The organism is Gemmatimonadota bacterium, assembly GCA_009838845.1.
Taxonomy (GTDB): domain Bacteria; phylum Latescibacterota; class UBA2968; order UBA2968; family UBA2968; genus VXRD01.
Genome location: VXRD01000142.1, coordinates 1 through 12785, shown reverse-complemented (window position 1 = coordinate 12785; position 12785 = coordinate 1). Strand labels below are relative to the sequence as shown.

12 protein-coding genes are annotated in these 12785 nt (G+C 51.0%); all 12 read right to left on the bottom strand.

Annotated elements, in window-relative coordinates; genetic code table 11:
* Positions 1-9 precede the first annotated feature (9 nt).
* Entirely contained in the window at positions 10-909 is a 900-nt protein-coding gene (locus tag F4Y39_20055) for a 2-hydroxy-3-oxopropionate reductase (protein MYC16025.1), read from the bottom strand.
* Positions 910-984: 75 nt separating this feature from the next.
* On the bottom strand, positions 985-1908 hold the full coding sequence (locus tag F4Y39_20050) for a hypothetical protein (protein MYC16024.1): 924 nt from the start codon (positions 1906-1908) through the stop codon (positions 985-987).
* A 14-nt stretch (positions 1909-1922) separates the two neighbouring features.
* Positions 1923-2753, bottom strand: coding sequence for a 1,4-dihydroxy-6-naphthoate synthase (locus tag F4Y39_20045; protein MYC16023.1), 831 nt, complete (start codon positions 2751-2753; stop codon positions 1923-1925).
* Between the two features lie 13 nt (positions 2754-2766).
* Positions 2767-3486 (bottom strand): futalosine hydrolase, encoded by a 720-nt coding sequence (gene mqnB, locus F4Y39_20040; protein ID MYC16022.1) that lies wholly within the window; start codon positions 3484-3486, stop codon positions 2767-2769.
* 10 nt (positions 3487-3496) lie between these two features.
* Entirely contained in the window at positions 3497-4516 is a 1020-nt protein-coding gene (locus F4Y39_20035) for a hypothetical protein (GenBank protein MYC16021.1), read from the bottom strand.
* On the bottom strand, positions 4513-5388 hold the full coding sequence (locus tag F4Y39_20030; GenBank protein MYC16020.1) for a phytanoyl-CoA dioxygenase family protein: 876 nt from the start codon (positions 5386-5388) through the stop codon (positions 4513-4515). The genes F4Y39_20035 and F4Y39_20030 overlap by 4 nt, the downstream gene beginning before the upstream one ends.
* A 21-nt stretch (positions 5389-5409) precedes the next feature.
* The gene (locus F4Y39_20025; GenBank protein MYC16019.1) at positions 5410-6423 is read right to left on the bottom strand and encodes a Gfo/Idh/MocA family oxidoreductase; all 1014 of its coding nucleotides are present in this window, start codon (positions 6421-6423) and stop codon (positions 5410-5412) included.
* A gap of 14 nt (positions 6424-6437) precedes the next feature.
* Positions 6438-9131 (bottom strand): hypothetical protein, encoded by a 2694-nt coding sequence (locus tag F4Y39_20020; GenBank protein ID MYC16018.1) that lies wholly within the window; start codon positions 9129-9131, stop codon positions 6438-6440.
* A gap of 2 nt (positions 9132-9133) precedes the next feature.
* Positions 9134-10423 (bottom strand): MFS transporter, encoded by a 1290-nt coding sequence (locus F4Y39_20015; protein ID MYC16017.1) that lies wholly within the window; start codon positions 10421-10423, stop codon positions 9134-9136.
* 66 nt (positions 10424-10489) lie between these two features.
* Entirely contained in the window at positions 10490-10831 is a 342-nt protein-coding gene (locus tag F4Y39_20010; GenBank protein MYC16016.1) for a redoxin domain-containing protein, read from the bottom strand.
* A gap of 18 nt (positions 10832-10849) precedes the next feature.
* Entirely contained in the window at positions 10850-11062 is a 213-nt protein-coding gene (locus F4Y39_20005; GenBank protein ID MYC16015.1) for a hypothetical protein, read from the bottom strand.
* 30 nt (positions 11063-11092) lie between these two features.
* The gene (locus tag F4Y39_20000; GenBank protein MYC16014.1) at positions 11093-12571 is read right to left on the bottom strand and encodes a hypothetical protein; all 1479 of its coding nucleotides are present in this window, start codon (positions 12569-12571) and stop codon (positions 11093-11095) included.
* Positions 12572-12785: the final 214 nt, after the last annotated feature.

Here is a 12785-nt window from a genome sequence, read left to right as displayed (position 1 = left end):
ACATATGAACTATTGCCCTGTACGCGCTTGAATATTCGACATCTCTTCAATAACCGTGAGCAAACCCGAGTGGTCGAGTTCGCCGCGACCTTTGATCATTGCGGTCTTAAAAAGCTCAAAAACCTCGCTGGTAACGGGCAAGGGCACGCCGAAATCATTGCTCGTTTTCTGGATGATATTGAGGTCTTTGTAGTGCAGGCGAATGCGAAAGCCGGGATCAAAATCGCCGTTGACCATGCGCTCACCCCTGTTTTCTAGTACACCGCAGCGCGCAAGTCCCCCACTGAGCACTTGAACGATTTTGATTGGATCAACGCCCGCTTTAGTACCCATTGTGAGCGCTTCAGATACACCAGCAATAGTGACGGCAACGAGAATCTGATTGCACGCTTTCACAGTTTGACCCGCACCGAGAGGTCCACATAAAATCGCACTTTGACCCATAACGTCAAAGAGTGGTTTGACCGTGTTGAACGTATCTTCAGCGCCACCAACCATAATGGAAAGGGTGGCGTTTTGAGCGCCGATGTCACCGCCGCTGACGGGGGCATCGAGGCTTTGGACGCCTTTTTCCGCGAGCACCTCCCCCACCTGTGTGGTGACACTGGGCGCAATCGTGCTCATATCGACAAAAATCAGCCCCTCGTGCGCGCCTTCAATAATGCCCCCTTCGCCCAAAGCAACACTCTCAACATCGGGCGAATCGGGCAACATAGTGATAACAATATCGCTTTGTGCTGCCACCTCTTTACCAGAGTGCGCTTCTGCTGCCCCTTTACCCACAAGTTCATCGACCGCATCTCGATTGCGGTTGTGTACGACGAGTTCATATCCAGCATCTATCAAATGACCGGCCATCGGCTTGCCCATGATCCCGAGACCGATAAACCCAATTTTTGGCTTCGACATGTATTAAATCCCTTTCAATAGATAGTTTGCTCTTCTCCTGCGGTCTGCGATAAATATAATCGCTTTAAAAATATTCTACAACTTCCTCAACTCTGCAAGCGAGGGAAAGGCATGGCTCTCCCACACCCGCACGATTACTCCATCCACAATATAAGCCAGTCGCGGATACCCATGCCCATAGGTCAAACGCTTGAAATCAGCGAGAGAAATTGTGGCGATGGTGAAACGCGGTCGAAACTGCATTTTGAACTGTGTGGTCACAGGATGATCTTTGGGATACTGACTTAAAGCAATTAATCTCGGCACCTCTGGATCGGCAGCCCAGAAATTGAGCTTGGGCACGGCAGCCTGGCAATAGTGACAACTTGGACTAAACAACTCGATCAGATAGGCTCCACGCGTTAAATCGATATCTGTATCTAACAGGGATAAACCTTTCAGATAATCACCCACCTGCAGGTCTGAATCAGCTAACCGATCACGCTCGGGCACATACCTGAACCCCAGCACCGTTAGAGCAACCAATCCGCCGACCAGGACTACCCCTCTCCCCCATGCCCACAGCGCAACGGACCTTCGCCGCAACCCCCACCAGGAAAAGACCAGCAACCCCAGCATAAGAAAATTTTCCACCATTGCCTCAGTTGGCGAGCGATCGACCAGAGTACCAAAACACCCGCAACTCTCCCCCATTCCCCGATGCCATGCATGAGCGGTAATCGCAAGAAAAAAAACCATCATCACCACACCTATAGGCAAAACGAGACGCGGCTTCCAATCGACCAGAAGCGCGAGACCCACCAGGCATTCTAACGGACCGAGCAACAGAGCCAATTTGGCGACCATTTCCACTGTCTCGCGTCCGACAAAAATCTGGGCAGGCACCACAGCCTCCCAAAAAAAGAGTACGGGATCCCATATCTTAGTCAGACCAGCCACCAGAAAAACCACACCCATAATTCGCTGGCTTACCCACAGGCTCTTTTCTAATCCACTCATAGATATTTCCTCTTTCAGTCAATAAATAACGGCTGATCGGATCGCGGTACAATGCCCGCTTCTTCTGCCCGCGCAAAAAGATCGACCAGCGCTGCTTTTCCATCTGCGCCGTAATCCAACGTGTATTCATTGACGTACAGATCGATGTGCTGCTGCATAACGGCTTCGTCCATCTCCTGTGCGTGCTGGCGGATGTAATTTTTAACTGCATCGGGGTTTTCATGTGCATATTTTACACTGGCGCAAAGAGATACATCAATCTGCTGAATTTTTCCTTCGCCGAGATCACGTCGGACAAGAATACCGCCGAGCGGAATGGGATGTCCCGTAGATGCCTCCCACCATTCGCCCAGGTCAATGACTTTGTACAGACCATAATCGGGATAGGTAAATCGCGATTCGTGGATAATCACGCCGGCATCAACATCGCCTTTTTGCGTGGCCTCCATAATCTCGTCAAAAGGCATTGCGACGAGATTGTCAAGTGCAGGATTAAAGAGACGCAGCAAGAGCGCGGCCGTGGTGAGTTCGCCGGGAATGGCAATGCGTTTGCCCAACAGATCGCGTGGATCAAGGGCATCAGACGCAATAACGAGCGGGCCACATCCGCGCCCCAATGCCCCTCCCGAATGCAACAGACAATAGCGATCGCGCATAAATGCAAGCGCGTGGAATGATATTTTGGTCATATCCAATTTACCAGCCATAGCCATGCGATTCAGAGTCTCAATATCTTCGAGAATCTCGCGACATCTCGGCGCGCCGTCAATTTTTCCGTGAACCAAACCGTAGAAAATATACGTGTCATTGGGACACGGGGAATAACCAAGAGAAATACGGGACATGATGAACCTCGCGTCATAGAGCCTCAACGAATTTTCGCGCTGCTATTTGCGCACGCTGGACAGATTGGGGAATATCCCAGGTATCTTTGTTGCGGTCTTCCACACGGTTGCTAATAGCGCGTAATTCGAGAAATGGAACCGCATAAAGCGTGCAGACATGCGCCGCGGCTGCACCTTCCATGTTTTCGCATATCGCATTAAAACGCGCTGCCAGTTCATTCCCAATATCCTCGCGCCCTGTACACTGTTGCACTGTGACAAAAGGACCTTGCACAACACATTCGCCCGATTGTTCGAGTATGTGCTGCGCCCTGGCGACAAGCGCGGGATCGAGAGAATACGTATTGTAATAATCGCGATCTGTTGACAGGACGGGAATACCGATCTCATCAGCAGGAGACCAGCCAGCAGGTGTGATGACGCCTAAATCGCCATAATTTTCCTCGGTCGCAAGTGCGAGATCGCCCTTATCCAGGCCACTGCCGAGATAAGCACCGCCTATGCCGATTTGCAGAACGAGTTCGGGATCAATCTCCTGCAGTGCAACAGTCAGAGCCTGCGCCGTATTGACCGCCCCAATACCCGTTTCAACAAGGACTACGGGGCTGATGCCAATCATACCGCGAACCCAAGCGCGATGTCCTATACGCTGTATTGTCGCCTGTTGAAGGCTATCGCGCAAACGCTGTTGCTCATAAGCCGTGGCTGTCAGGATGAGCAGAGGATCGGGCATGGTCGAGTACCTAAAAAGAAAAGGGTATCTTCAGAGGCACGGTCCGCCGCGCAGGTTCGTACCATCCCTGAGGGGCGAAATGATCGGAATGCAAATAGCATTTCACATCTACCCAATCGCATCCCTCGGCAAAAGTCAAAACGCGACTCATCGGCACATTCTTTTGCCCGTGAAATTTTGAAATCGCAGCGACGTTAATAAATGTCGCGCCCCACTTCTGTTCCACATGCGAACGCCCGCCGGTCGTATCCTCGGGATTTGTATGCGTGTGCCCGCCCAGCCAGATATCACAAACACCGGGATTATCTGCCAGAAAACCTTCAAATTGTCCGCTATCTGGTTTGCCCCCCACCCAGTAGAGATACGAAGCCCCAATAGGCGCGCCATCGTCAAAACGACCGTGATAGCCTTCATCTACCCCCACCCAATCGAGCGAAGCAACCGTCGTCTCTTTTAACATGTGGTGATGTGCGGAAATGATAATTTTATCCCGATGGGAAAGCACCATATCGCGCCACCATTCAAATGTCCCCTGTGTGACCGCGCCTGCGGGATAACCACCCCTATTTCCCCGTCCCACAGGTGGCCCGCCATCATTGCGATCACCCATACACAAAAACAGGATATTGCCCACCTCAAAAGAATACCGATCCCACTGCCCGGTTACGGGATACGGTCGCTGGTTGGCATAAACACCCGAATATTCGGAGTTCACACCCATTGGGTCCACCCACTTTTGAAACCACCACTGGGTCTCTTCATCGGGACCACTCGCATCGTGATTGCCCACGATATTGTAAAAATGTGATCGCGGATGTTTGGTCGATACACTGTATTGCCGAACCACCTCCTCGCCTTCTTCATCGTCGGGCGGTTCCTGCGCGCCGGATAGATCGCCAATATCGAGCATCACATCCCATTCAAAATCCCGCTCTGCTTGCAAAATGGCTGTTTCCAAACTCTTTCGCCCCCGCCGCAAATCTGTTCCCACATGTGCATCTCCACCAGCCCAGAGTGTAAATGCGCTCATTGCGCCCCCCGCCAACCGATATCAATACTCGTGTACCCATTAGTATATCGCTTCAAATGGTCCGGTATATTTTTCAAAAACCACTTGCCTGATTCCGGTATCTCCCACGGAATATCGATTCTGTGATTGCGATCTCTAAACCCAATCGCGCACGAAAGGCGCGTCTCATCCAACCGATTTGGAAATGCCCCGTGGTACGTGCGGTGGGCAAACACAATCATATCTCCCCCATTTGTGAACAGGGGAACTAACCCCGGAATATCAAATCCCGCGTAGCGGTGTTCTTCCTCGCCTTCGGGATAAAACGAGCGCCGATCTGACGTCAACTTAAATCCTTCGGGACCTTCCCAGCCTTCCATATGAGAATCTTCGATCACACACAGGCCGCCGTGAATCGGGCGTGACCCTGTCAGATAAAACCACTTGCCCGACGGCCAGAGTCCGCGATTCAACACATCGCCCGAGTTCAAAACTTTATTGGAAAAACCACACCAATCCGTATGCCACCCCACGGGCTGAGACCCCGACATGCGAATGATCGCTGCAGAGCGATGGACGGTCATATCATCTGTGCCTATCAAATGCCGATGAATATCCATAAATGGCTCGTATTCCAAAAGCTCCCATGCACCTGGTCCAGATTCGATCCACGCATGTCGCGTACAACTCTGGCCGCCCTCTAACGTCCCGTCTGGATCGGTACCGTCATACACAGCCTGTTTGAGCTTCTCGACAATCTCATCCGGCAACACATCTTTAATAATCGCAAATCCGTGCGCCTCCAGGCACTCGGACATTGCATCGAGTTCATCTGTAGCAAACTCATAGCAATAGCCCAAATCGGGCTTTTTAATATGTGAATAGTCTGCCATTTTTTCCTCCCTATGTGTTCTTTATTCAGGTGGATCAGAAGAAAGGGCATTTCCATCTGTCACCTGGCATCCGGCCAACAACACTTCTTGCACGGTCAAATCGTGTGCCTGAGAATAATCCGGTTCTTTCTCGCCATTCATACACGCCCTCAACTCCCTCAACAGCGTTGGAAAACTATCAGGAGGTTCAATCTCCAATTCCTGCCAGCCGCTCTGATATCCTTCGGTTTCCTCTTCCAAGCACAAACTCAGATTATTGGAGCCAATGGGCGCGTGAAGCGCTGTTCCCGACGTCCCGTGCACCTCAATCCGCCGTGCCATACCCACCTGCATGGCGGCCATGTCAATCGTGCCGAGACCGCGTTCAAAATCGTGTACCACAACCGCGTTGTCAACGACAGTTCGTTTGCCATAATGTTTTCGGAGGATCGGATGTACATCTGTCGGGCGTCCCATCAAAGCCACCATAATATCTACGAGATGACCCGCCATTTCAAAATAAATCCCCCCGTGATAAATGCCGTTCTCCTCTTCTAACTCTGTGCGCCAACTGTAGGGCTTTGGGATATGCCCGCGGTAAGCGTAAATATCACCCAACACATCCAGCTTTGCCAATCGAATAATCTCGTGGACAGCTGGATTATAACGCCACATATAGGCCAAATTGAGGACCAATTGTTTGTCCGATGCCAATTTCTGGATGCGCTTAAACTGGTCTAGATTGACTCCCGCGGGCTTTTCCAGTAAGACATGCCTGCCCGCGGTGAGTGCTTGTTCGGCATAATCTAAATTCTGATAGACATGCCCTTCTACAATAACGGCATCGACCTCACTGTTTAACACCGCGTCAACCGAATCAAAAACGGGAATATCCAGCCCCTCTTCCGCACTCTTTTCCCGCCTGATCGCAATCACTTCGGGATCGGGATCGTACATGCCAATGAACTCAACCTCATCGGGTGATCGCGCAGCTTCGCGCAAATGCATACTCGTATGACTGTGCCAACACCCCAAAAACGCAACTTTTAATGCCATTGAAAACTCCTTTATTATTTCACCTCAAGATCCCCGGGACCAATCGAGCGTTGTTCTACACCCCCATCTCGAATGGTCACAAACGCCGATGTCCGAATCTGCAACTGCACTGTGCCCTCAATCTCTCGAAGCGGAAAAAAGCAATGCACCGCCCCTGTATTTGTGACGCGAAAACCGGGATCGTCTTCGAGAATGACGTGCTCACCCACCACGCGTTGAACGCGCAACCCGCGCGTTGTCCTATCGCCAAATGTCACCACAGCAACAGCGCCATCTATGTCACCCATTTCAGGCGTACCATTCACGACCAATGCATGATACGGCGCACCATCCTCTATTCGCAATACATCTGTAACCTGCCCCGTATAGATACCGCCACCTGTTAACCGAGTGGTTTGCCATTGCACCTTCTCCCCACCCCATAACCCCATAACTCGCGCCTCCCCATCCTGTTCGCGCACAAAACCGACTTTGCCCTGAAAAATGAGATCGCCCCTGTGAAAGACATCTATCCCGGGTTGTAAGACAATGTGATCCGTACCGCCCCGATGGCGCACTTTCAGGTACACGCCGCGCTCGCCAACATCCTCCGCCTCAACAGAATCGATAAACGCCTTATCCCGAAACGGCTCGTGAACAGCCATGAATCGACTCGGCACTCTACCTTTTTGTCGAACCATCAACATAGGCATGCGAAAGCGATCAATCAGTGTTTCATCTTCGTCTGCACGCCGCACAGAGGGCGCGTCCCCCACAAAAAGTTTGCTGTCCTTCAGTCCCACAAGATGAATACGCACGGCAACAGCATCATTCCCCTGAAAGGTGACACGCGCATCCTGTACATAATCGCTATGTAACACATTCTGAAAAAATGCAAGCGCGACATTCCGTCCCTCTGCATCCCCCCGGTCGCGTTCGTGTTCTGGAAATCGCACCTTCACACCCGGCAAAAGATTTTCACCATAATTCTGCAAAGGCACATTGACCTCTGTCCGCATATCGCCATCCGCACTTCCGTGCATCACCCAATCGCGCTGATCGCCGCCCCGCACGCGAAACAGGTCAACCACATAGTGATCCTCTCCCCCCACATTTACGAGCATGACCAATCGCCGATATTCTTCCGCCAGTCCGGGATACACACCTTCCCCACTCGCTTCCACCCATTGCACAGAGGGATATGCGGCTTCAAACGCCAGCAGAGAACCATCTATAATACCCTTTCGATTGGAGCGTTCTTGTTCCACTTCATCGATCAACACAGTATTGTGGCACAAGGTGCTGACCGTCCAACTTCGGTATTGGGTATGGGTATAGCCCACATCGGAGAGCAGTTCCTGTCCCCTGGCAAAAAGCATCAGATTCAAATTGTCTGCATGGGCATGTCCATAAGCCCCCGAAAAATGCAGGTGCACCTGCACCTGATGTTCGCCATTTCCCCTCCCCAACCAGGCATGCCCAACACCCGGCAGCAGTGTCGAATGCGATTGTTCAAGCGGTTTGACATTGGGATCAACCCGCCGACTATCCCGATATGCCCAGGCATCGTGCATGGGAATCCACCGCCCATCTGGATATCTGCAAATATCCAGAAGATGATTTGCCTTTCTCACAATGGCAATATCGCGCTCCAAATCGAGATTGTCATATCGCACGCCATCATCCGACACATAACCCAATGGGTCGGAATACCCTTTCAGCGCATCAAATACCACTTGCATACCCGCCATTGTCATCCGTTGATACCCCAAACTGCCTTCATGCCAGAAGCCATCTGCATAAAACTGGCTCTCAAACAGCCCGATACTGCGACGAACCGCTTCATGTACCAGTTCGGGATCGCCCAAAACGCGACCAATCACCGCATACCCGAGATAGATATGGGGACTCGCATTGGTATAGAGAATCCCGTGATATCTATCCTGCCGAATGGCTCCGCGAAAGAAATCGTCCTCAATCCGCTTTTTCACATCTATCCCAACCGCATCGGACAACCGCTCCAGTTCACCACTCGTATAAATCGCATCATAGGCCCTAACCAGATTGGTCGGCATTTCATCGTGCCGCCACCGCCCCCACTTTCCCCCATTATTTGGATAGGGCGGTTCAAACACAAACCCCTTTTGTTCGTGTGGCCGATCATAACTCACCAGAAAGCCCGGGTAATACCGCGCGAATGCATCCAGAATCAATGTCGCGCGTCGTGCATACGTCGCATCTCCTGTTGCCTGGTACAATTCTCCCAAATCTTCCGCAATCGCCGCAAAATACACACGCGCTTCTCGCCACGCTTTTGCCCGGAAATGATACCGAAAGCCCGTCTCATCTTCCCAAAATGGATATGTCATCCTCTCACCCGTCGGGTTGACAACTGTCAGCATCTCATCATCGGGATACGCCTCATTGGGAAACACCATCTCGCAATAGCGGCACTGCACGCGATGTGGATCTCTGATTGACCACCGCAACTGCCCCTCCTGAGCACCCGCATCACAATCGGGACATCCCACAAATCGAAACCCCGTCTTATCGGGGATCAACGCCACCATCTCCGCTTCAGAAAACGCCATCACTGTTCGCACGCGCCGTTTCAAACGCGCGACTTCCTTCTCGGTTAAGCTCACCTGGTAAACCGGGCGTTCAGTGGCTTGCATAGCCGATACTCCTATCAGAATTTGGATTGTGATCAAAAGAATCCGTATTGACATTTTTATTTTATCTCATCCAAACGCGCTCGGAACCCGGGCAAAAGAGCTGTGACCACGGCGGTTGCAACCAGGGCGACACTGGTGTGCAAACCGAGGGCGATAGGCGCGCCATAGACTTCGGTGAGTTTGCCAATTTGCAGGCTACCAAGCGGTCCTGCGCCAATAGCGAGGACGAGTGTACCCATTGCGCGATCTCTCATATCATCGCGAGCAGCGATAAGCATAATTGAGCTTTGCATCACACTGAAAAATGCATGCCCAATGCCAGCAAGTATGAGGAGAAAGATGGCGAGTGGAAAAGCAACCTGCGTGCCGAACAGGGTAAGCGCACCAACCCAGGACGTGCTAAAGGCAAAGACAAACAGCGCGAGGGACTGGAAAAGCGATCCAGCGGAAAATATCCAGCCGCGACTGAGGCGCGAGCGCAACACACTGACCGCGTAAAGGCCAAAAAACGCCCCAATACCATTGCACGCGCCCAGCACACCGTATTCAAGTGGCCCCTTGTGAAGAATATCGTGTGTAAAAATGGGCAGGATGGTCTGGTAGGGAAACGCCAGAAAATTCATGATCACAGTAATGAGCAGCGTACCCATAATCGGCTGGCTGGTACGTATGTATTGCAAGCCTTCGCGCATCAGCGTCCACGGAGAGGTTTTGAGAATCGCGGGGTGACGCGGCACTTTGACGCCCAGCATGATCAGAAATGAGATAAGGGAGATGAAAAAAATAGTGATATAACAGTCCAATACGCCAAATAAAGCGTAAATATATCCGCTCAAAAAAGGCCCAATCATGCGAGCGATATTTTGGGTAAAACTTTCGAGCATCATCGCTTCAACCGTGCGCTGCTTGCTTACCAGATCGGGTACCAGGGCGCGACGGGCAGTCCAGTTAAGAGACCACGAGGTGCCAAATAACACCGCGCCAATCGCGAGATGCCAGACTGCCAGTTGGTTGGTCCAGAGCAGCAGGATAATGGCTGCGAGAACCAGTACGCTGAGCCACTGCGAGAAAATCACGATGCGAACGCGCCCAACGCTATTGATCAATGGCCCGGCGATAAAACCGATGAGCAACAGGGGAATAGATCGGTAAAAGCCAATCAGCGCAACGTCAAACGCAGAGTGGGTAATCTCAAAAACGAGCCATCCCACGACAATCATTTCCATCCACATGGCCTGCCACCAGAGCATATTGCTCAGGATCAGGTAGCGAAAACCGCGGTTGCCCAGGGGAGCAAGGGATCCTCGAAAGGAGATGACAAATTTTCCCGTTCTTCTAATGCGCATGGTCGAGTTTCAAATCCAATCTTCATAGCGCGGAGAATGTCGTCTATCGCTATAGCCTCTGCTCTTTTACCGCCCAATCTCAAAATCACGCGCCACTGCCCTTGCCATCGTCACGAGAACATCGCTGTCGATGCGCTCGCGATAATTGGGATTAATATATTGAAATTGGATCTTGCGATTGGGTGCAATCACAAAGAGCGATGGTACGGGCAAAGAGCGTTTTCTGTTATTCATAAACGCAACGCCATAAGCCTTTGCTGCCTCAAATTCCACATCAGATAATAACGCAAAATCGAGACCCACGCGATCACGCACCTCAGCCAATTTTTCAGGCGGATCGGGCGCAATAGCAATAATTTCAAAACCCAAACTATCCAACTGTGACTTCAGTTCTTGCAGTTGTCCCAACTGCCGTCGGCAATGCGGTCACCAGTATCCCCGATAAAAAATCAGAATCGTCGGTTTTTTGTGCGCACCCAGGTCAAAATCCCGTCCATTCGCATCGGCGAGCGTCAGCGCGGGAACTTCATCGCCAACCATCAAGGGACGCACTTTATTGGGCGCATCGGACAATTGCGCGTGCCCCCATCCAAAAGTACCAAACACTACCAGCAACGCGACCCAGATTATTTTCTTCATAAAAATCTCCTCTGTATTAAATAACGAACATCACAATGAGAGAATCTTCCCGATCTTCCCCGGCTGCGCCCAGTTGCATTTTCCCTCTCCATTGAGTTGTCTCAACAAAGCGGGAATACCCGGATGTTGAAGCGCAGAACAAATTCGCCTGGCATCAGCCTCATCCCAACAAGGGATAAACGCCTGCATCGCTTGATTCGCCTGCCACACCTCTCCTTCCACACTGTTTAAGATGATGGGATGGAAGTCGCTCTTACCATAAGCCTCCCAGATAACCTTATAGGGCGCAAAAGAATACGGACCAACGCCGAGCAACGACCACCAGACGCCTTTGGCAATGGCAGATCGGATCAAGGTACCTCTCCGATCTTCAAGTTTGTCTCTAACCTTAATGAGATATTGTCTCAGTTCGGCATATTGCTCAATACTGGCCCACGAAAGAGGTCGTCCTGTATTTCTATTGTATGGAAGCAAAATCCATTTATGCGGGACCAGGTCCACATTCTTCCAGATCTCCTTTGTCGCAAGCGGAAAGAGAAATTCCCCAGGCAAATGCTTTGGCTTGTCCTCGAACATAAAAATCGCATTTGCACCACAAGTATTCACGCCCTGGCGCGGTTTCTGGTCAGGCGACAGTTTGACTTTGATGGCGCTATCGAGATCAGCAGTATCTCCACGTTGAAGAACGCGCCATTGATCGTCAGATGCCTTGAGAGGAACCGCACGGTGTTCGATCCACCCCCCTCCTCGCTCTCTGAAATATCTGACGGGGAATCTGTGCGGCACATCCATGCGAAACCTGGCGCAGCAATAAGATGTACCTACCCCTTCAAACACCTCTGTCGCCGTAAATTCACAGACTTCATCTACCTCAAATCTCCGACCATTGGCAACATAGTCCCTGAACCCTTTGTGGGCATCACCGCCCGAAAAAAGAGAAAGTGGTAGAAAGAAACATCCTATCCCATTCTTGCACAGCAATTTGCCCAATACGACCTTCAACACCAGTGCGGCTATATCGGTACGAGAGGAACCGAGAAGAACCTGTTTTTTATCGGGAACCAGACCTTCTGCCACAAAATAGGGCTTGAGTCTTTCCTTATATGAATTGGACAAATTCGTGAAATTTGCCCACGGCGGGTTGCCAAATAAGATATCGTACTCACTATTTGGGGGATCTGTAATCACATCTAAAGCGAGAAGTTGCGTTGTGGGAAAATCAATCGCGAATTCCTGACGCGCTTTGCGCTGGAACACATGGAAATGCGACGCATGCATTTCGATCAAAGTCAGTCGCGAAAGAAGCTCTGGCGACACCCGAATACCTCTCGATCTGGCGAGACGAAACAGCGCGAGCGCAAAAGCGCCCTGTCCCGCAGTCGGGTCACAAATAGAAGCCCCATCAATCCACGCATCGAAAATACCCCACCGCTCGATAAGCCATTCTGCCCACTTAATTGGAGTAAAAATCTGCCCGACCTCAACACTGTGTGAATTGCTTATAGACATTATTCTCAATCCATTCCAGCGCAGTTAGTTATATAAATCATATAATGAATTTTATTCAGCGCAACCAGATACTGATTTCGGATCCATTTCTCCCTTGATATTACATATCGCATCTATACACGCTTGTTTACCAAAATTCAACCCGATTATACCCGCCTGATAAACACCTGTCAACCGATTTGTGTCAATGAGGCGCGGGAATATACTATTGGTT

What these genes read in the sequence shown, in the direction of transcription:
- mqnB (MYC16022.1), bottom strand. Translation starts at nt 3,486, where the DNA reads ATGCCCGATCCTCTGCTCATCCTGACAGCCACGGCTTATGAGCAACAG.
- F4Y39_20005 (MYC16015.1), bottom strand. Translation starts at nt 11,062, where the DNA reads ATGAAGAAAATAATCTGGGTCGCGTTGCTGGTAGTGTTTGGTACTTTT.
- F4Y39_20030 (MYC16020.1), bottom strand. Translation starts at nt 5,388, where the DNA reads ATGGCAGACTATTCACATATTAAAAAGCCCGATTTGGGCTATTGCTAT.
- F4Y39_20050 (MYC16024.1), bottom strand. Translation starts at nt 1,908, where the DNA reads ATGAGTGGATTAGAAAAGAGCCTGTGGGTAAGCCAGCGAATTATGGGT.
- F4Y39_20015 (MYC16017.1), bottom strand. Translation starts at nt 10,423, where the DNA reads ATGCGCATTAGAAGAACGGGAAAATTTGTCATCTCCTTTCGAGGATCC.
- F4Y39_20020 (MYC16018.1), bottom strand. Translation starts at nt 9,131, where the DNA reads ATGTCAATACGGATTCTTTTGATCACAATCCAAATTCTGATAGGAGTA.
- F4Y39_20055 (MYC16025.1), bottom strand. Translation starts at nt 909, where the DNA reads ATGTCGAAGCCAAAAATTGGGTTTATCGGTCTCGGGATCATGGGCAAG.
- F4Y39_20035 (MYC16021.1), bottom strand. Translation starts at nt 4,516, where the DNA reads ATGAGCGCATTTACACTCTGGGCTGGTGGAGATGCACATGTGGGAACA.
- F4Y39_20025 (MYC16019.1), bottom strand. Translation starts at nt 6,423, where the DNA reads ATGGCATTAAAAGTTGCGTTTTTGGGGTGTTGGCACAGTCATACGAGT.
- F4Y39_20045 (MYC16023.1), bottom strand. Translation starts at nt 2,753, where the DNA reads ATGTCCCGTATTTCTCTTGGTTATTCCCCGTGTCCCAATGACACGTAT.
- F4Y39_20000 (MYC16014.1), bottom strand. Translation starts at nt 12,571, where the DNA reads ATGTCTATAAGCAATTCACACAGTGTTGAGGTCGGGCAGATTTTTACT.